This window comes from Bradyrhizobium ganzhouense (genome assembly GCF_049949285.1).
GTDB lineage: Bacteria > Pseudomonadota > Alphaproteobacteria > Rhizobiales > Xanthobacteraceae > Bradyrhizobium > Bradyrhizobium ganzhouense.
This window is the reverse complement of sequence record NZ_CP181318.1, coordinates 5,317,993-5,336,796: the sequence shown is the minus strand read 5'-3', so window position 1 is coordinate 5,336,796 and position 18,804 is coordinate 5,317,993. Positions and strand designations below refer to the sequence as shown.

The following is an 18,804-nucleotide window of genomic DNA, read 5'->3' as shown; positions in this document are numbered from 1 at the left end:
TCCGGTTGGATTATTGCAATTGGATGATGCAGATAACTTAATGTAACAGGTCACGTGAAGCGAGGGTGTGGAACAGCATGGCGTTAGCGAAAATGAACGTGGCGGAGGTCGAGCAGTTTCTCCGTGACGAGTTTCCCCAGGCGTTCGGCGGCGACGACATCACGATCGAGAGCGCGGACGGCCAGACCTGCCTTTTGCGCCAGCGCTTCAGCGAACGGATGCTGCGGCCGGGTGGAACCGTGTCCGGCCCGACGCTGATGGCGCTGGCCGATTTCGCCATGTACGTCGTGCTCCTCTCGGCCATCGGACCCATCGGACTTGCGGTGACCACCAATCTCAACATCAATTTCCTGCGCAAGGGCCAGCCGGGGCAGGACGTGCTGGCGGAGGCGCGCTTGCTTAAGCTCGGCAAGCGTCTGGCGGTCGGGGAGGTGAACCTGCTGTCCGGGACTTCGCCCGATCCCATCGCCCATGTCACCTCGACCTATTCCATTCCAAATGTTTGACCTTTTCGCAGGTAATATAGAACCATATTTTTAAGATACTGATTTTGTTTATATAATTTGCGCCGCCGGGCATTGACCGTTGCGCGTCTCTTCTCTAGAAACCCGCGCAGTCCGGTGCGGTGTTCGCGCCGCTATTCCCCGTCCACGGAAACTCTGACATGAAAACCTTTTCGGCAAAGCCGGCCGAGGTGACGAAGAAGTGGGTGCTGATCGACGCCAAGGGTCTGGTCGTCGGCCGTCTCGCCACCATCGTCGCCATGCGCCTGCGCGGCAAGCACCTCCCGACCTACACCCCGCACGTTGATTGCGGCGACAACGTCATCATCATCAACGCCCAGCATGCGGTCCTCACCGGTCGCAAGCGCGAGCAGAAGACCTACTACAAGCACACCGGCTATGTCGGCCACGTCAAGGAGCGCACCGCGCGCCAGATCCTTGAAGGCAAGCATCCCGAGCGCGTGCTTGAGAAGGCCGTCGAGCGCATGATCCCGCGTGGTCCGCTCGGTCGCGTCCAGATGGGCAACCTCCGCGTCTATGGCGGCGCTGATCATCCGCACGAGGCCCAGACGCCCGAGAAGATCGACATCGCCAAGTTGAACCGCAAGAACACGAGGGCCGCATAATCATGGCCGAATCCATTCAGTCGCTCGACCAGCTCTCGCAGCTCAAGACCGCGGCGGCGCCCGATGCGCCCAAGCACGAGAAGAAGGTCGACAAGTTCAACCGCGCTTACGCCACCGGCAAGCGCAAGGACGCGGTCGCCCGCGTCTGGATCAAGCCGGGTGCCGGCAAGGTCACGGTCAACTCGCGCGAGGTCGAGGTCTATTTCGCCCGTCCCGTGCTGCGCATGATGATCGAGCAGCCGTTCTCCGTGGCCGCGCGTTCCGGCCAGTACGACGTGATCTGCACCGTCGCCGGCGGCGGTCTGTCCGGTCAGGCCGGTGCTGTGCGTCACGGCATCTCCAAGGCGCTCACCTATTTCGAGCCCGAGCTGCGCACTGTCCTCAAGAAGGGCGGCTTCCTCACCCGCGACTCCCGCGTGGTCGAGCGTAAGAAGTACGGCAAGGCCAAGGCCCGCCGGTCCTTCCAGTTCTCGAAGCGTTAATCGCTTCGGTCACATTCGCCGCGAAAGCGGCTTCAATGAAATGCAAAAGGGCGCTGATTTCAGCGCCCTTTTTGTTGTTCGTTTGTACGCAAATTGAAGACGAGTTTCCCGAAAACTTGGGCTCGCGTGAAAACCTGAATGGAACTCGCGGGACATAGCGTCGCATCTGGAAGGGCGCGCAAATCGGATGTGCCGATCGCGTAACTGCTATGTTCAAGAGGGGGCCGACATGATGTCGCTCGATAGCATCACGCTCTATTTGGTCGCCACGATGGTCGCCGCACTGCTCGGCGCCATGATGGTATTTTTTGGCAGACAGGAGAACAGCCCCGCGCTGAAATGGTGGGGCACGGCGTACCTCCTCGGCGCGGCCTCCGTCGCGCTGTGGACCGCGACCGGCGACAAGCTCGGCCCGTACCTCTCTCTCGCGCTCAACGCGGTCGGCTTCGTCGCCTGCGGCATGGTGTGGAATGCAGCGCGCGTCTTCCACGGCCGTAAGCCGAACTGGCCCGGCCTCGTGCTCGGCGCGCTCGCCTGGGTCGCGACGGTGACGCTGCTCGATCCGGCAGCGTCCATGCTGCGCATGATCATCGGCGCCGGCATCGTCTCGGTCTATGCGGCGCTGACCGCGAGCGAGCTCTGGGTCGAGCGGCGCAAGAGCCTGCAACGGCGATGGCCGGCCTTTGTCGTGCCGGTGATGCACGGCTGCGTGCTGATGCTGCCGATTTTGCTCGGCAGCTTCCTGCGCCCGAACGATGCCGGCTTCTCCCACAGCGTCTGGGTCACCGTGTTCGCGGTCGAGCTCGTGCTCTATGCCGTCGGCACCGTGTTCGTGATCTTCATGCTGGTGTCCGAGCGCACGGTGACTGCGCACCGCACCGCCGCGTCGACCGATCCGCTGACCGGCATGCTCAACCGCCGTGGCTTCTCGGAAGCCTGCGCGCGCATGATCGAGCGCGAGGCCAAGGGCGGCCGGCCCGTCACCGTGATGATCTTCGACATCGACCATTTCAAGTCGATCAACGATCGCTTCGGCCATCCCGCCGGCGACGAGATGCTGAAGCTGTTCTCGACGGTGGTCGTCAACAATCTACGCCTCTCGGACCTGTCGGGCCGCATCGGCGGCGAGGAGTTCGCCGCTCTGCTGCCCTGCGCGCTGGAGGAGGGTGTGCTCGTCGCCGAGCGCGTGCGCGAGGCGTTCGAGACCTCCGGCGTCGTGGTCGATGAAGGTCCGGTCGACACCACCGTCAGCATCGGTGTAGCCGGCGGCCCCGCCGGCACCGAGCTCGAGGTGCTGCTGGCCTCGGCCGACACCGCGCTCTACCAGGCCAAGCGCGGCGGCCGTAACCGTGTCGAGGCCGCGGCGGAGCTGCCATTGTCGCTGGAGAACTGGCGCCGCCAGAGCGCAGCGCGGATCGGTACACCCAAGACACTGCCGGCCACGACCTGAAACGAAAGGGTCGCGCAGTAATCCTCTGTTTACCATTCGGTTCCTACCATTGCGGTCATGGAATCGATCCGTCGACAGAATCCGCAGGCTGCCCTGATGTCGCTCGAAGCCGCTGCGGCCTCGGCACGCGGCGGCTTCGCCTGTCTGTTCTCGACCGCGGACGAATACGAGACCGCGCTGATTGCCGAGCGCCGCGCCCAGGGGCGTTACACGCAGAGCCGCAGCTATTGGCCGGTCGCGCTGTTCCTCGGTTGTGGGCTCGTCGTTGCAGGCACCGCGCTGCTGTTCGCCTGAGAGCGCCGCATTTTCGGCCGGGCAGGGCGCCGTTTCGGCGCCTTTTTCTTTGCTCCCGGCTGCGGTAGACACGGCCATCAAACAAAGGGTGGAAACCGATGATCACCGAGATCGCGCAAATCGACGTCAAGCCGGGCAGCGAGAAGGACTTTGAGGCCGCCGTTGCCAAGGCCAAGGCCGCCTTCGGCCGCTCCAAGGGCTTTCACGGGTTTGAGTTGCACAAGTCGATCGAGAAGCCGCAGCGCTACCGGCTGATGGTGAAGTGGGCGACGCTGGAGAATCACACCGTGGATTTCCGCGGCTCCGAGAATTTCACGGAATGGCGCGGCCTCGTCGGCCAGTATTTTGCCTCGCCTCCGGAAGTCGAGCACACCGAGACCGTGCTGACGACCTGAGCGAGGTCAGGCCGCCTCAGCGAGAGGCGGCGTGTCATACGTCTTGAAGTGATCGATCATGACCTTGGCGATGGCGACGAGTGGCAGCGCCAGCGCCAGGCCCCAGATTCCGAAGACGACGCCGAGCAGGATCTGGAACGCGAACAGCGTGGCCGGCGGGATGTCCAGCGCCTGGCGCTGGAGAATCGGCGTCAGCACATAGCTCTCCATCGCATGCACGCCGAGGAACAGGATCAGCGCCGATAGCGCCGGGATCCAGCCCGAGGCGAGGCTGGCCAGCACCACGACAACGCCGGCGATGATGGCGCCGACGGTCGGGATGAAGGCGAGCAGGCCGGCCTGAATCCCCAGGATGAATGAGCCGGGGATGCCGATGATTGCAAGTCCGATCCAGGTCACGATTCCAACCGCAATCATCACGATGATCTGCGCGATCAGCCAGCGCTCCAGCGTCTCGCCGATGCGGTCGATGATGAGGGTCGCGCGGATGCGGTGCTTGGCTGGTGTGAGGAACAGCAGACCGTCGTGATAGGCGCTAGGTTGCGCCGCGAAGGCCAGCCCCAGGAACAGCACGATGAAGATGTTGCCGACGGCGCTGATCGCGCCGAACAGCAGCTTGAAGGTCTGGCTCACGATCGCCCCGCCGCTGGAAGCAAGCGCGCCTGCGTTCGGCAATGCGGCGTGCGGGGCAGGTGTCGAGGCCGTGTCGCTGGTGGAAGAGGCGGGCGCGGCGCTGCCCAGATCGAAGAAGCTGGTGTCGATGCCGCGGTTGTCGAGGAAGGATTTGAGGTGTGCAATCTGCGATTTGATGGTGTTGCTGAGCAGTGATGCCTGCTCGGCGATGGTCGCGCCGCCGAGATAGGCGACGCCTGCGAGCAGCGCCGCAAGCACGCTACAGACGATCGCAAGCCGCACCGCGTGCGGCAGGTGCACACGGCGGCCGAGCGCATTGGTCAGCGCGTTGAGGCCGACGCCGAGCAGCATGCCGGTGAAGATCAGGAGCAGGGTGGCGGCAAAGTACCAGGTGAAGACCAGCATTGCCGTGAACAGCACGACCCCAATGCCGCCGACAGTAATGGCCCAGGCCAGATCGGAGCGGGCTTTGGGCTGTTCATCTCTGGAGACGGTCACATCTTGTCCTTTTCGGAGCGGGGGAAGCACTGTTTCGTGAAATCTGACTGGGGATCAAGCCGGGGCCGTGCGCCGGATTGAAGCGCCCGCAGGCCTCCAGGGCCAACGCCGCGGACGCACAGGGGTGCCCCGAGGGGCGCATTTGCGCAAAAATAGCATTGCCGTCCCGCGATCCCTTCTGTTGAATTTGTTCCATCCGAGGGGCATGTTTGGAGAATCTTTTTCGGCGGGAGGTCGGAACGGGAAATGAGAAAGCCGGTCGTCGGCGTGATAGGGAACGCTCATCGCGTCGAAAATCGATTTCAGGTCCAGATGGTCGGCGAGCGCAATTTGCGCGCCGTGGCCGAGGTCTCCGGCGGCTTGCCGGTGATGTTCGCGGGCTCGCCTGACATCACCGATATCGCCGCACTGCTCGATGCCGTCGACGGCATCGTGCTCACCGGTGCCCGTGCCAATGTGCATCCGACCCGCTTCAATGTCGATCCTTGCGAGAAGCACGAGCCCTACGACATCCACCGCGACGAGGTCGCGCTGGCGCTCTCGGTCGCCTGCGTTGCCCGCGGCATTCCGCTGTTCGGTATCTGCCGGGGCCTGCAGGAGATGAATGTCGCCTTCGGCGGCTCGCTGCACCCCGAGATTCGCGAAATTCCGGGCCGCATGAACCACCGGATGCCCAGGCTCGAGAATGGCGAAATCCATCCCGATCCGACCGTCGTGTTCGCCGACCGTCACGACGTCGACCTCACGCCCGGCGGCGCTTTCGCAAAGCTTCTCGGCTGCGAGAAGATCCGGGTCAACTCGCTGCACGGGCAGGGCATCCTCGATCCCGGCAAGCGCGTGCTGATCGAGGGTATCGCCGAGGACGGCACCATCGAGGCGATCCGCATCGCGGAAGCGCCGACCTTCGCACTCGGCGTGCAATGGCACGCCGAATACGACCCGCAGCGCAACCCGATCAATCGCAAGCTGTTCGAGGCCTTTGGCGAAGCGATGGTGGCGAAGCAGAAGGCGGCGGCGTAGGCGCGGGTCTTGTTGTTTCCGAACGCGAACGACCAGCGGCTCGAGGTCGCCTTCACGGAAGGCAAGTCGAAGCGCGTCTCCGGCGGCTTCGTAACGGACTGGAAGAGTGGTGCGCTCGGCCGTCCGCTGCAAGGCGGCTGCACCGTGACGGTGCGCTTCGACAAGAACGCCGCTGCGCCCAAATCGCTACTGGGTGACGGCGTGAAGGCGGCCTCCGACAACGCGGCGCTGGTCAAGTGGGCGCCGGTCGTGACGGAGATCGGAGTGAATTTTCCGAACAAGCGGGACTGGGATGAACGGCGCCTCGTTGACGCCGATTGCTCGTCCGCAGTTCGACCCCATCCATTGCATCGCACAATCGCAAGCGCGGACGACAAGCCTCCGCATTGAGGTTTGGAAGACGAACACCATATCTTCGGCAAGGGAGCCCTTGCCGTGCAGACCATGAAGGCGGCCCTCGTTGCGGCGATCGGCATCGTCGCTTTTCTGTCCTGTCTCCGTCCCGGTTCGGCGGAGGAGAATCGCCGTCTTGCACTCACCGTCACGATCGATGGAGCCATTGGCCCGGCGTCGGCGAGCTACGTGAAGGAGGCCCTGGTCACGGCAGGCGAACGGCGCGCCGAGATCGTGATTCTGAGAATGAATACGCCCGGCGGTCTCAACTCCAGCACGCGCGAGATCATCGCGGATGTGCTCGGCTCGTCCGTTCCCGTTATCGGCTACGTCGCGCCGGCAGGCGCCCATGCGGCAAGCGCCGGTACGTATATCCTCTATGCGACCCATATCGCGGCGATGGCGCCAGGCACCAATATTGGTGCTGCGACGCCGGTGCAGATTGGCGGACCGCTTCCCGGCCTGCCGAGCGGCACACCCGACAAGGACAGCAAGGACAAGAAGGATGAGCCGAAGGACGCGATGACGGCCAAGGTGACGAACGATGCCGTCGCCTTCATCCGCAGCCTCGCCGAACTGCGCGGCCGCAACGCCGACTGGGCCGAGAAGGCGGTCCGGGAGGCCGCCACCCTGTCCGCCAACGGCGCGTTGCAGGCGCACGCCATCGACCTCGTCGCGCGCGATGCGGCCGACTTGCTCAGGCAAATCGATGGTCGCGTGGTCGAGGTGGCGGGCGGCACGACGCAACGCCTGGCAACGCAGAACGCCGTCATCGAAGCCGTCGACCCCGGGTGGATCTCCAGATTCCTGGCGGTCATCACCGATCCCAACGTCGCGTTCATTCTCCTGATGGTCGGTGTCTATGGCCTGATCTTCGAGTTCATGTCCCCCGGTGCCGTCGCTCCGGGTGTGGTCGGGACGATCTGCCTGCTGCTCGGCCTCTACGCCCTCAATTTGCTGCCGATCAATTATGCCGGCCTCGGCTTGATGCTGGTCGGAATCGCGCTCCTTGCCATTGAGGCGTTCAATCCGACCGTGGTGATCGGCCTTGGAGGCGTCGTCGCCTTTGTGCTGGGCGCCCTCATGCTGGTCAGGGTCGAAGCGCCGGGCTACCGGCTGTCGTGGACGGTCATCGCCATCGTTGCCGCGATGTTCACAGGTTTCGTTCTGGTCGTGCTCGGCGCGCTTCGCCGCGCTCGCCGCGGTTCGCCACGCGTCGGCGCGCAAGCCATGCGAGGCCTGACCGCCGAGGTGCTCGACTGGAACGAGAACGAGGGGCACGTCTTTACGCATGGCGAACGCTGGCAAGCGCGCGGCGCCGACATCTTCAAGCCCGGCGAGAGGGTCGAAGTCGCCAATATCGTCGACTTGACGCTGGTGGTCCGGCGTCCGAGCCCCGCGAGCGGCGAAGGAGGTCAACTCTGATGATTGAATATTCGGTTTACGCAGTACTTGCGCTGATCGTCGTCATGTTTCTCACTCAGGCCGTTCGCATCCTCAGGGAATACGAGCGCGGCGTAATCTTCACGCTCGGCCGCTTCACCGGCGTGAGGGGGCCGGGCCTCATCATCCTCATTCCGGTCGTGCAGCAGCTCGTCAAGGTCGATCTCAGGGTGATGGTGCAGGTCGTGCCGCCCCAGGACGTGATTTCGCGCGACAACGTCTCGGTCAAGGTCAATGCGGTTCTCTACTTCCGCATCGTCGATCCCGAGCGCGCCATCATCAAGGTCGGCGACTACATGGCCGCGACCAGCCAGCTCGCCCAGACCACGCTGCGCTCGGTGCTCGGCAAGCACGAACTCGACGAGATGCTCGCCGAACGCGACCGGTTGAACGCCGACATCCAGGAGATCCTCGACAAGCAGACCGACGTCTGGGGCATCAAGGTCACCGGAATCGAGATCAAGGACGTCGATCTCAACGAGACCATGGTGCGCGCGATCGCCAAGCAGGCCGAGGCGGAACGGTTGCGGCGCGCCAAGGTGATCAACGCGATGGGAGAACAGCAGGCCGCGGAAAAGCTGGTCGAAGCCGGCCGGATTCTCGCGCAGGAGCCGCAGGCGATGCAGCTGCGCTATTTCGCGGCTCTGCACGACATCGCGGGCGAGCGGTCGTCGACCGTCGTGTTTCCGCTGCCAACCGGCCTGCTCGATCATTTGATGCCGCGGCGTGAGAACCCTTAGTCAGAAGGTCCTGCGCTGAAAAACGAAAAGGCGCCCCTCGCGGAGCGCCTTCTGTTTGTCGGATACCGTTCGAGCCGATCAGCCCGAATAGTACATGTCGAACTCGACCGGGTGCGGGGTCATTTCGAAGCGGGCGACTTCGGTCATCTTCAGCTCGATGTAAGCGTCGATGAAGTCGTCGTCGAATACGCCGCCGGCCTTGAGGAAGCCGCGGTCCTTGTCGAGGTTTTCGAGGGCTTCGCGGAGCGAACCGCACACCGTCGGGATCTGCTTCAGCTCTTCCTTCGGCAGGTCGTAGAGGTCCTTGTCCATCGCCGGACCCGGATCGATCTTGTTCTTGATGCCGTCGAGGCCGGCCATCAGCATCGCGGCGAAGCCGAGATAGGGATTGGCGAGCGGATCGGGGAAGCGCACCTCGACACGCTTGGCCTTCGGCGAAGCGGTGTAGGGGATGCGGCAGGAGGCCGAGCGGTTGCGCGCGGAATAGGCGAGCAGCACGGGGGCCTCATAGCCCGGGACCAGACGCTTGTAGGAGTTGGTCGACGGGTTGGTGAAGGCGTTGATGGCCTTGGCGTGTTTGATGATGCCGCCGATGTAGTGGAGGCAGGTCTCCGACAGGTCGGCATATTTGTTGCCGGCGAACACCGGCTTGCCGTCCTTCCAGATCGACTGGTGCACGTGCATGCCCGAGCCGTTGTCGCCATAGACCGGCTTCGGCATGAAGGTGGCGGTCTTGCCGTAGATGTGGGCGACCTGGTGGATGCAGTATTTGTAGATCTGCATGTGGTCGGCCATCAGCGTCAGCGTGTCGAACTTCATGCCGAGCTCGTGCTGGGCGGAAGCGACTTCGTGATGGTGCTTCTCGACCTTCACGCCCATCTTGGCCATGGCGCCGAGCATCTCGGAGCGCATGTCCTGCACCGAGTCCTGCGGGGGAACGGGGAAGTAACCGCCCTTGGTGCGGATGCGGTGGCCGAGATTGCCGCCTTCATATTCGGTATCGGAGTTGGTGGGCAGCTCCGAGGAATCGACGCGGAAGCCGGTGTTGTAGGGTCCCGACGAGAAGCGCACGTCGTCGAACACGAAGAACTCGGCTTCGGGGCCGACGAACACGCTGTCGCCCACGCCCATCGACTTCACCATGGCCTCGGCCTTCTTGGCGATGCCGCGGGGGTCGCGGTTGTAGGGCTCGCCGGTGGTCGGCTCGAGCACGTCGCAGGTGATGACCATGGTGGTCTCGGCGAAGAACGGATCGATCGTCGCGGTCACCGGATCCGGCATCAGGCACATGTCGGACTCGTTGATCGCCTTCCAGCCGGCGATCGAGGAGCCGTCGAACATCGTTCCTTCGGCGAAAATGTCCTCATCGATCATGCTGACGTCGAACGTCACGTGCTGCCACTTGCCGCGCGGATCGGTGAAGCGCAGGTCGACGTATTTGACGTCGTTGTCCTTGATCGATTTCAGGACGTCTTTGGCGGTCTTCATGCATACCCCTTTTGGCTCTGCGGGTCGGTTTCCAGGTGAGCAGATTCGTTCTCGCTTTCGGCGAGTTAGCGCAACCGCACAAACGAAATCAGGCCGCCGAAGCAGCCTTTTTTCTTTCAGAGTGTCGCAAGATTCGGGATAGCACCCGGCTCAGATAGCGTCCAGCCCGGATTCGCCGGTTCGGATGCGGATCGCCTCTTCGATGTTGGAGACGAAAATCTTGCCGTCGCCGATGCGCCCGGTCTGCGCGGCGCGGCGGATCGCGTCGATCGCGCGCTCGACCAGGTCGTCGCCGATCACGATCTCGATCTTCACCTTGGGCAGGAAGTCGACGATGTATTCTGCGCCCCGGTAGAGCTCGGCGTGGCCCTTCTGGCGGCCAAAGCCCTTGGCTTCGGTCACGGTAATGCCCTGGAGGCCGACTTCCTGAAGCGCTTCCTTCACCTCGTCGAGCTTGAACGGCTTGATGATGGCTTCGATTTTCTTCACTGCGCGCCTCCCGGCCTTATCGAACAAATAGCAACGTCTTCGTCAGGATGCGCTTTTCTTAACGCACGATCTTGTCTTCGCTATGCCGGGACCTGACCAGCCCGGCAACAACGGCCGACCACACCCAGATAATGCCAGTGAGCACGACGAACCGAAGCGGCTTCCTCGAAAGCAGGGTCTATGCCAAGTTGCAAATGCCCTGATTATTGGAGCGTTATCAGCCTTTTAACGAGCATCTCTGATAGGTGGAGCCGACCGGCTCAAAATACCGCAGACTACGAAATAGGCAAACGGTTCAATATCTGTGCAGATCGTTATTCTGTTGTCTGGATCGGCATGAAACGTGCCTGTTGAAAAGGCGTTTGGACCAGGGAAGTGGCATGGAAGTTCTAACCACCGCCGAAATGCAGCGGGCTGATCAACTCAGCATCACCGCCGGCACGCCTGGCTTCAAGCTGATGCTGAGCGCCGGCCAGGCGGTCGCGGACGCGGCCAACGCATTGGTGGAGGAGGGGCCGATCCTGATCGTGGCCGGCCCCGGCAACAATGGCGGTGACGGTTTTGTCGCAGCCGCCGAGCTCGCCGCGCAAGGGCGCGAGGTCTCGGTCATCCTGATGTGCGAGCGCGATCAGCTTCAGGGCGACGCAGCCTCCGCCTCGCGCGGCTGGAAGCAGCCGGTGCTGCCGTTCAATCCGCAGGCGATCGGAAAGCCGGCGCTGATCATCGACGCGCTGTTTGGTGCTGGCTTGAGCCGTCCCGTCGACGGCGAGGCGCGGGCGATGATCGAGGCCATCAACGCCAATGGTGCTCCGGTGCTGGCGGTCGATTTGCCGAGCGGCATCAACGGCACCAGCGCGGCGGTGCTGGGCGTCGCGGCGAACGCCACCGAGACCGTCACGTTCTTTCGCAAGAAGCCCGCGCATTTGCTGTTGCCGGGTCGCATGCATTGTGGCCGCGTGCGCGTTGCCGATATCGGAATCGACGCGCAGGTGCTCGACGAGATCGCGCCGCGGATCTTTGAGAACGATCCGGATTTCTGGGGCGCAGCCTTTCCGGTGCCGCGCATCGACGGCCACAAATACGCACGCGGTCACGTGCTGGCCATCTCGGGCGATGCGGCCGCGACCGGGGCTGCGCGGCTCGCCGCCCGCGGCGCCTTGCGAGCGGGCGCCGGCCTCGTGACGCTCGCGACTCCGCGCGACGCGCTCGCGATCAATGCAGGTGCGCTGACCGCTGTGATGGTTCGTCCCGTCGACACCGTGGTCGAGTTCGGCGAGCTGCTCGGTGACAAGCGCTACAACACCTGCATGATCGGTCCCGGTGCCGGCGTCGGTGAACGCACCCGCGATATCGTACACTCCGCGATCTCGGCGCAGCGCCATGTCGTGCTCGACGCAGATGCGCTGACGAGCTTTGCCGCCAATCCCGAGCGGCTGTTTGAATCGATCAAGTCCGCGGTTGAGGCCCAGGTGGTGCTGACGCCGCACGAGGGCGAGTTTCCGCGGTTGTTCTCCGACCTCAGCAACAAGACTCCGGGCCGCTCGAAGCTCGAGCGGGTACGCGCCGCCGCGGAACGCTCCGGCGCCGTCGTGCTCTTGAAGGGCCCTGACACCACAATCGCCGCGCCCGACGGCCGCGCCACCATCGCCGCCAACGCGCCGCCCTGGCTCGCCACCGCCGGCGCCGGCGACGTGCTCGCCGGCATCATCGCAGGGTTGCTGGCGCAGGGCGTGCCGGCGTTCGAGGCCGCCAGCATCGGCGTCTGGATGCATGGCGAGGCCGCAAGCGAAGCCGGGCCCGGGCTGATCGCCGAAGATCTCACCGAGACGCTGCCGGCCGTGCACCGGCGGATCTATAATGCGCTCGGGATTGAGTACTGATGCTCCGGCCGCTCGCGCTCACCGACATGGGCGCGGCGGCGCAGGTCCATCGGGTCGCGTTCGACCAGGCGATGCCGTGGCTCACCGGGCTGCACACGCCGGACGAGGATCACTGGTTCTATCGCGAGCGTATCTTTCCGACTTGCCGCGTGTGGGGACGCTTCGACTCCGATGAGCTGAGCGGGATCATCGCCTTCCGTGACGGCTGGATCGAACAGCTCTACGTTCGTCCCGCTTTCCACGGGCGCGGCATCGGCACGGAACTGCTCGACATCGCCAAAGGCGCCAGCGAGCGGCTCGAGCTCTGGACCTTCCAGCGCAACGCGCCCGCGCGGCGCTTCTACGAGGCGCGCGGGTTCATGTTGGTCGAGGAAACCGACGGAACGCGAAACAAGGAGAAAGAGCCCGACGCTCGCTACGCTTGGACGTGCGCATAGCTCACTCCACCCCGTACCACCGCACCAGCCGCGGCGCGGCCCAGTCGGTGACGACGGATTCGATCAGCCATCGTCCCGGTGAAGTCGCGGCGAAGGCGAGGCGCTGGGTCTGGCCGGGCTCGATGGCGAGCGTGTCGAGCCAGTAAGGCTTCCAGCCGTCGTCGAGCCGGTCGAGCAGGCGGAAATGGTGGCCGTGCAGATGGAAGACGGTGGTGATGGGGGCGGGGTTCTTCACCGCCAGCACGACGGTCCGGCCAGCCTTGGCGCGGAAGGCGGGCGCCGAGGCGGTGGAGAAAGTGGCCGTCCGGGTCCAGCCGGCGTCGGGGGCGCCGAGCGCGACATCGAACCGCAGGGCGCCTTTCAGGTCGAGTTTTTCGGGAAGGTCGTTCGAGGGCAGCGGCTGTAGCGTCGGCAGCGGCGCGCGCCGCTCCAGCCTGCCGGAGACGGCGAGGCGCCCGATCGGACGCGCCTCTTTGCCGTCATGCAGCACCAACGCGGCCGATATGGCCGCATCGACAAAGGCGTCGGCGCGGGCGCCGGGGGCCAGCACCAGGGCGCCGTTGCGGGCCGGAAAAGGCTCCGCCGGCTGTCCGTCCAGCGCCATCACCTGGACCTCGTGGCTTTCCAATTTGATCGCCAGAACAGAGCGTTGCGAGCCGTTGATGAAGCGCAGCCGCAGCCGCTCGCCGACCGAGGCTGAGAGCTCGAATGAAGTCCGCCCGTTGAGCGTGTAGAGCGGGATCGTGTCCTTGGCGTCGCGGCCCGGCGGAAGTGCGGTGCCGTCCGGCCGCACGCGCCATTCCTCAATTAGCAGAACCTCGTCACGGTCGTTGCTGACGGGGCTCGTCTCCGCGGCGATGATCGGGAGCGGGCGGGCCGGCTGGTTCAGGCGGTCCTCAAAGAGGCGGAAGTTGGCAAGCAAGGTTCCCGCGTTTGGTATTGAAATAATTGATGTTTCGGTCGAACTCGGCGCGGTTGGTGCCCGTCCCGCCAGCGGGTCCGGAACGGCTATGCCATCGAGGCCGTACCAGGCTGGCGCAAGCGGCACAGGCAGGTCGTTCCGAAAGACCACTTCGCAGCGGTCCCCGCGCTTGAAACGCACATTCCCGATTTGGCTTGGGGCGGCCAGCTCCCAGATCGGTGTAGCCGGCTGACCCGGCCTCAGAGCCAGCATGGCTGGCCTCGCCTGAAGGAGGACCTGGGCGGTCGGAAGCGGGCCCGCGCCGCCGGCTATCGGCCCGGCGGCCGAGGCCCCAAGGGAGGCCCCAAGGGAGGCTCCCAGGGAGGCGCCAACCCCGGCCAAAACCTCGCGCCGGTTCGGGTCAAAAATCCGCGGTTTCATGGGCGCGATCCGGACCACGCCACGCTGGATAAGTCCAGTCATCGTGCCTACTTGGAGAGTGCCTCGATCGGGCCATTTTTTTGCTGCGAACAGGCGGGCACATGCTATAAGCCCGCCGCCCGCGGCATCGCGGCCGGTCTTGATGCAAATTTACGCGGGCGTGGCGGAACTGGTAGACGCGCTGGATTTAGGTTCCAGTGACGAAAGTTGTGGGGGTTCGAGTCCCTCCGCCCGCACCAAGCGCTTTCAGCGTTTGCACGGATTACTGAGGGGCCTCGCTCCGCGCGGACGTTTTTCCGCCTGGAGCCGGGCTCGATGAACCACCGGCGTTGAGGCGTTTGCCTCGCGCCGGATCGATTAATGACAGCGTCCCGACGCGCGAGCGTGCCGGGACCGAACGAGAAGAAGATTGGACGCCATGCAGGTCACAGAAACCCTCTCGGAAGGCTTGAAGCACGAGTTCAAGATCAGCGTTCCCGCGTCTGATCTCGACGCCAAGGCTGGCGCCAAGCTCGTCGACCTCAAGGACAAGGTGCGCCTCAACGGCTTCCGTCCCGGCAAGGTCCCGGTCGGCCACCTGAAGAAGGTCTATGGCCGCTCGGTGATGGCCGAGACCATCGACCAGACCATCCGCGACACCAACACCCAGCTGTTCTCCGAGCGCGGCTTCAAGCTCGCGACCGAGCCGAAGATCACCATGCCGACCGAGCAGGCCGAGGTCGAGGAACTGCTCAACGGCAAATCCGACCTGACCTACACGGTCGCGATCGAAGTGGTGCCGTCCATCGCGCTCGCCGACTTCAAGACCTTCCAGGTCGAGAAGCCCGTCGCGGACGTGTCCGATTCGGACGTTGACGAAGCGATCAAGCGCATCGCCGACAGCAACCGCGGCTATGCCGCCAAGGCCGACGGCGCGAAGGCTGAATCCGGCGACCGCGTCACCATCAATTTCAAGGGCACCATCAACGGCGAAGCCTTCGAGGGCGGCACCGGTGAGGGCATCCAGGTCGCGATCGGCTCCAACACCTTCATCCCGGGCTTCGAGGAACAGCTCATCGGCATCGGCGCGAACGAGACGCGCACGCTGAAGGTGTCGTTCCCCAAGAACTACATGAGCGAGAAGCTCGCCGGCCAGCCGGCCGAGTTCGAGACCACCGCGACGCTGATCGAGGCGCCGCAGGATATCACCATCGACGATGAGTTCGCCAAGACGCTTGGCCTCGAATCGCTGGACAAGCTCAAGGAAGCCGCGCGCGAGCGGCTGGTTGCCGAATACGCCGGTGCAACGCGCCAGCGCGTCAAGCGCGCGCTGCTCGACCGTCTCGACGAGGCGCATCGCTTCGAGGCGCCGCCCTCGCTCGTCGACGAGGAGTTCAATCTGATGTGGAACTCGGTGAAGGCCGAGATGGACTCCGCGGGCAAGACCTTTGCCGACGAAGACACCACTGAGGACAAGGCGAAGGAAGAGTACCACAAGATCGCCGACCGCCGCGTGCGTCTCGGTCTCGTGCTCTCCGAGATCGGCGAGAAGAACAAGATCACCGTGACCGAAGACGAGGTCGGCCGCGCCGTGATCGAGCGCGCTCGCTCGATGCCGGGCCGCGAGAAGGAGGTCTGGGACTACTATCGCAGCAATGCGCAGGCGCTGGCCCAGCTTCGCGCACCGATTTACGAAGACAAGGTCGTCGACTTCATCCTCGAGCTCGCCAACGTGACCGAGAAGAAGGTCTCGCGCGAGGATCTGTACAAGGACGACGAGGAAAAGACTGCAGCCTGAAGGCTTTGAGACAGTCTTCTATTAAGGATGATCAGCGAAGGGGCCCAGCTAGCCAGATGGCCGGCTGGGCCTTTTTGCGAGAATCAGCTTCAAGTGCCCAGTGGATTAAGCCTTAATTCGTTCCGCACTTGTCTGGCGCAAATTGGGCTATATCTGTCGGTCCACCCTGTACCCAAGCGTTCTACTTGCAAGCGGTCTTTTTCTACCAACTTCCTGCATCACGGGACGTCCATCGGCCTTCCGGCAAAAGTGGCGGCGTCCTCCGAAAACCTAGGTGACTCATGCGCGATCCGGTTGAAACCTACATGAACCTCGTGCCCATGGTGGTCGAGCAGACAAACCGTGGCGAGCGCGCCTACGACATTTTCTCGCGCCTCCTGAAAGAGCGCATCATCTTCGTGACCGGACCGGTCGAGGACGGCATGTCGACGCTGATCGTCGCGCAGCTCTTGTTCCTTGAGGCGGAAAATCCGAAGAAGGAAATCTCGATGTACATCAACTCGCCGGGTGGCGTGGTGACGTCGGGCCTCGCGATCTACGACACCATGCAGTTCATCCGCCCGCCGGTCTCGACGTTGTGCACGGGCCAGGCGGCTTCGATGGGCTCGCTGCTGCTCTGCGCCGGCGAGAAGGACATGCGCTTCTCGCTGCCGAATTCACGCATCATGGTGCACCAGCCCTCGGGTGGTTTCCAAGGCCAGGCCACCGACATCATGCTGCACGCGCAGGAAATCCTGAACCTGAAGAAGCGGCTCAACGAGATTTACGTGAAGCACACCGGTCAGACCTACAAGACGATCGAGGACGCGCTGGAACGCGACAAGTTCCTGACCGCCAACGATGCCAGGGACTTCGGCCTCGTCGACAAGGTCATCGAAAAGCGCGCCGAGGAACCCGCGGCCAAGCCTCAGTAACGCGCTGGGGCGGCAACATTGATCCCTGGAATTCCTCTTGGGGATTCCCCGGGATCGCGAGGGCGGCGTTCACGTTAACGACGCACTTCGCGAGGGCGCAAAAGACGCGGTTTTGCGCCCTGCGACAGGCAGAAAGTTCCGCTTTCGTGCTTGTTTTTCGTGGTAATCCAGCAACGCTGGGGTGATTTCGGTCACTTCGCCCGTGCCAAGACGTGAAATCACGGTATTGTCACGGGTAGCCAGCGCCCCCCCGATTAGCGAATTCTTGATAGTCGGGTGACAGCATGGTTGGCTACGACTGATCGGCTATGATCGCGGGGAATCGAGTGACCGTGATTCGCACGGTGTGTAACGCGTAGGGTCTTTTTTGGTACGGAATTTGCTCTATTTGAGTCCCTTACCCGCCAACGTTTCGGGATGGGACGATCGAGCGGACGGGATCGAACCGCGGACGGAGACATGAATGAGTAAGGTCGGCACGAGCGACTCCAAGAACACGCTATATTGCTCGTTCTGCGGCAAGAGCCAGCACGAAGTCCGCAAACTGATCGCGGGTCCCACGGTCTTCATCTGCGACGAGTGCGTTGAGCTCTGCATGGACATCATCCGCGAGGAGAACAAGTCCTCGCTGGTCAAGTCGCGCGACGGGATTCCGACGCCGAAGGAAATCTGCAAGGTTCTCGACGATTACGTCATCGGCCAGAGCCATGCGAAGAAGGTCCTGTCGGTCGCGGTGCACAATCACTACAAGCGCCTCAACCACCAGACCAAGCACAACGACGTCGAGCTTGCGAAGTCGAACATCCTGCTGATCGGTCCGACCGGTTCGGGCAAGACGCTGCTCGCGCAGACGCTCGCCCGCATCCTGGACGTGCCGTTCACGATGGCGGACGCGACCACGCTGACCGAAGCCGGCTATGTCGGTGAGGACGTCGAGAACATCATCCTGAAGCTGCTCCAGGCCGCCGACTACAATGTCGAGCGCGCCCAGCGCGGCATCGTCTACATCGATGAAATCGACAAGATCAGCCGCAAGTCCGACAATCCCTCGATCACGCGCGACGTGTCGGGTGAGGGCGTGCAGCAGGCCCTGTTGAAGATCATGGAAGGCACGGTGGCTTCGGTCCCGCCGCAGGGCGGCCGCAAGCATCCCCAGCAGGAATTCCTGCAGGTGGATACCACAAACATCCTGTTCATCTGCGGCGGCGCGTTCGCCGGCCTCGAGAAGATCATCTCGGCGCGCGGCCGGTCGACCTCGATCGGTTTCGCCGCGCAGGTGATGGCGCCGGAAGACCGTCGGACCGGCGAGATCTTCCGTCACGTCGAGCCTGAGGATCTCCTGAAGTACGGCCTCATTCCCGAGTTCGTCGGCCGTCTGCCGGTCGTGGCGACGCTCGAGGATCTGGACGAGACGTCGCTGAAGAAGATCCTGACCGAGCCGAAGAACGCGCTGGTGAAACAGTACCAGCGGCTGTTCGAGATGGAGAACATCGAGCTGACCTTCGCCGACGAGGCGCTTGGCGCGGTTGCCCGCAAGGCGATCGAGCGCAAGACCGGCGCGCGTGGTCTGCGTTCGATCCTCGAAGCGATCCTGCTCGAGACCATGTTCGACTTGCCGGGCCTGGAAGGTGTGGAAGAAGTCGTGATTTCCCGCGAAGTCGTGGAAGGAACGGCGCGTCCGCTCTACATCTACGCCGATCGGTCCGATCGTGCCGTCGAGAACGCCAGCGCCTGATTTTGCGGCGCTGGAACGCTCCAAACGTCATTCATAGTAGCGGCTGCGGACATGTATTCCGCAGCCGGAATTGCGTCGCTTACCCACGTGCGTAAGCGCCTGATGGCGCGTGTTTTTCAATGACTTGACACCCCCCGGGTCGATAGCCACCTAATGTCGGCGGCGAGCGAGAATTCTGTTCAAGATTCGCCTCAGTTCCGATCCGGCAAGCCCGGTCCAACCTTCAAATGGTAGGCCGGTTTTGTGGATCACGTCGGCACCTTGT

General features: G+C 63.5%; 19 protein-coding genes and 1 tRNA gene. 16 read left to right on the top strand and 4 right to left on the bottom strand.

What is annotated here, in order from left to right; translation table 11 throughout:
- Positions 1-77 precede the first annotated feature (77 nt).
- From ACLFLU_RS24480 to ACLFLU_RS24455, 6 genes are all read left to right on the top strand, one after another.
- Complete coding sequence (locus tag ACLFLU_RS24480; RefSeq protein WP_426407404.1) at positions 78-506, top strand: PaaI family thioesterase; 429 nt, start codon at positions 78-80, stop codon at positions 504-506.
- Between the two features lie 158 nt (positions 507-664).
- Entirely contained in the window at positions 665-1,129 is a 465-nt protein-coding gene (rplM, locus tag ACLFLU_RS24475; RefSeq protein ID WP_008137961.1) for a 50S ribosomal protein L13, read from the top strand.
- Between the two features lie 2 nt (positions 1,130-1,131).
- Positions 1,132-1,611: a 30S ribosomal protein S9 gene (rpsI, locus tag ACLFLU_RS24470; protein WP_007611021.1), complete on the top strand. Its 480-nt coding sequence runs from the start codon at positions 1,132-1,134 to the stop codon at positions 1,609-1,611.
- A gap of 229 nt (positions 1,612-1,840) precedes the next feature.
- A complete protein-coding gene (locus tag ACLFLU_RS24465) occupies positions 1,841-3,061 on the top strand; it encodes a diguanylate cyclase (RefSeq protein ID WP_426407403.1) in 1,221 nt (406 codons plus the stop codon).
- A gap of 57 nt (positions 3,062-3,118) precedes the next feature.
- The gene (locus ACLFLU_RS24460; RefSeq protein WP_426407402.1) at positions 3,119-3,355 is read left to right on the top strand and encodes a hypothetical protein; all 237 of its coding nucleotides are present in this window, start codon (positions 3,119-3,121) and stop codon (positions 3,353-3,355) included.
- Positions 3,356-3,453: 98 nt separating this feature from the next.
- Complete coding sequence (locus ACLFLU_RS24455; protein ID WP_035673823.1) at positions 3,454-3,750, top strand: antibiotic biosynthesis monooxygenase family protein; 297 nt, start codon at positions 3,454-3,456, stop codon at positions 3,748-3,750.
- Positions 3,751-3,756: 6 nt separating this feature from the next.
- On the opposite strand, the gene ACLFLU_RS24450 is transcribed toward ACLFLU_RS24455, so the two are convergent.
- Positions 3,757-4,881, bottom strand: coding sequence for an AI-2E family transporter (locus ACLFLU_RS24450; protein WP_426407401.1), 1,125 nt, complete (start codon positions 4,879-4,881; stop codon positions 3,757-3,759).
- 246 nt (positions 4,882-5,127) lie between these two features.
- Between ACLFLU_RS24450 and ACLFLU_RS24445 the strand changes: the two genes are divergently transcribed.
- From ACLFLU_RS24445 to ACLFLU_RS24430, 4 genes are read left to right on the top strand one after another with little or no spacing between them, the layout of a single operon-like run.
- Positions 5,128-5,901, top strand: a complete 774-nt coding sequence (locus ACLFLU_RS24445) for a gamma-glutamyl-gamma-aminobutyrate hydrolase family protein (RefSeq protein WP_426407400.1) — start codon at positions 5,128-5,130, stop codon at positions 5,899-5,901.
- A 9-nt stretch (positions 5,902-5,910) separates the two neighbouring features.
- The gene (locus ACLFLU_RS24440; RefSeq protein WP_426407399.1) at positions 5,911-6,291 is read left to right on the top strand and encodes a hypothetical protein; all 381 of its coding nucleotides are present in this window, start codon (positions 5,911-5,913) and stop codon (positions 6,289-6,291) included.
- Between the two features lie 45 nt (positions 6,292-6,336).
- Positions 6,337-7,719 carry an NfeD family protein gene (locus tag ACLFLU_RS24435; RefSeq protein ID WP_426407398.1) on the top strand — a complete coding sequence of 461 codons (1,383 nt, stop codon included), beginning with the start codon at positions 6,337-6,339 and terminating at the stop codon, positions 7,717-7,719.
- The gene (locus ACLFLU_RS24430; protein ID WP_426414064.1) at positions 7,716-8,477 is read left to right on the top strand and encodes a slipin family protein; all 762 of its coding nucleotides are present in this window, start codon (positions 7,716-7,718) and stop codon (positions 8,475-8,477) included. The genes ACLFLU_RS24435 and ACLFLU_RS24430 overlap by 4 nt, the downstream gene beginning before the upstream one ends.
- Before the next feature lie 78 nt (positions 8,478-8,555).
- Here the strand turns inward: ACLFLU_RS24430 and glnA are convergent, their stop codons facing one another.
- Positions 8,556-9,965 (bottom strand): type I glutamate--ammonia ligase, encoded by a 1,410-nt coding sequence (glnA, locus tag ACLFLU_RS24425; RefSeq protein WP_092228756.1) that lies wholly within the window; start codon positions 9,963-9,965, stop codon positions 8,556-8,558.
- Positions 9,966-10,115: 150 nt separating this feature from the next.
- Positions 10,116-10,454, bottom strand: a complete 339-nt coding sequence (locus ACLFLU_RS24420) for a P-II family nitrogen regulator (RefSeq protein ID WP_007603495.1) — start codon at positions 10,452-10,454, stop codon at positions 10,116-10,118.
- Positions 10,455-10,834: 380 nt separating this feature from the next.
- Between ACLFLU_RS24420 and ACLFLU_RS24415 the strand changes: the two genes are divergently transcribed.
- Together ACLFLU_RS24415 and ACLFLU_RS24410 are read left to right on the top strand one after the other, a co-directional pair.
- A complete protein-coding gene (locus ACLFLU_RS24415; RefSeq protein WP_426407397.1) occupies positions 10,835-12,334 on the top strand; it encodes an NAD(P)H-hydrate dehydratase in 1,500 nt (499 codons plus the stop codon).
- Positions 12,334-12,771 carry a GNAT family N-acetyltransferase gene (locus ACLFLU_RS24410; protein ID WP_426407396.1) on the top strand — a complete coding sequence of 146 codons (438 nt, stop codon included), beginning with the start codon at positions 12,334-12,336 and terminating at the stop codon, positions 12,769-12,771. The genes ACLFLU_RS24415 and ACLFLU_RS24410 overlap by 1 nt, the downstream gene beginning before the upstream one ends.
- A 1-nt stretch (position 12,772) precedes the next feature.
- On the opposite strand, the gene ACLFLU_RS24405 is transcribed toward ACLFLU_RS24410, so the two are convergent.
- Positions 12,773-14,113 carry a multicopper oxidase family protein gene (locus tag ACLFLU_RS24405; protein ID WP_426407395.1) on the bottom strand — a complete coding sequence of 447 codons (1,341 nt, stop codon included), beginning with the start codon at positions 14,111-14,113 and terminating at the stop codon, positions 12,773-12,775.
- Between the two features lie 154 nt (positions 14,114-14,267).
- Between ACLFLU_RS24405 and ACLFLU_RS24400 the strand changes: the two genes are divergently transcribed.
- The 4 genes from ACLFLU_RS24400 to clpX all read left to right on the top strand — a co-directional run bounded on the left by ACLFLU_RS24400 (position 14,268) and on the right by clpX (position 18,539).
- Positions 14,268-14,352 (top strand) — tRNA-Leu (locus ACLFLU_RS24400).
- Positions 14,353-14,531: 179 nt separating this feature from the next.
- Positions 14,532-15,890, top strand: a complete 1,359-nt coding sequence (gene tig / locus ACLFLU_RS24395) for a trigger factor (protein WP_426407394.1) — start codon at positions 14,532-14,534, stop codon at positions 15,888-15,890.
- A 281-nt stretch (positions 15,891-16,171) separates the two neighbouring features.
- On the top strand, positions 16,172-16,804 hold the full coding sequence (locus ACLFLU_RS24390) for an ATP-dependent Clp protease proteolytic subunit (RefSeq protein WP_426407393.1): 633 nt from the start codon (positions 16,172-16,174) through the stop codon (positions 16,802-16,804).
- A 463-nt stretch (positions 16,805-17,267) separates the two neighbouring features.
- On the top strand, positions 17,268-18,539 hold the full coding sequence (gene clpX, locus ACLFLU_RS24385) for an ATP-dependent Clp protease ATP-binding subunit ClpX (protein ID WP_018320118.1): 1,272 nt from the start codon (positions 17,268-17,270) through the stop codon (positions 18,537-18,539).
- The last annotated feature ends 265 nt before the right edge of the window (positions 18,540-18,804 follow it).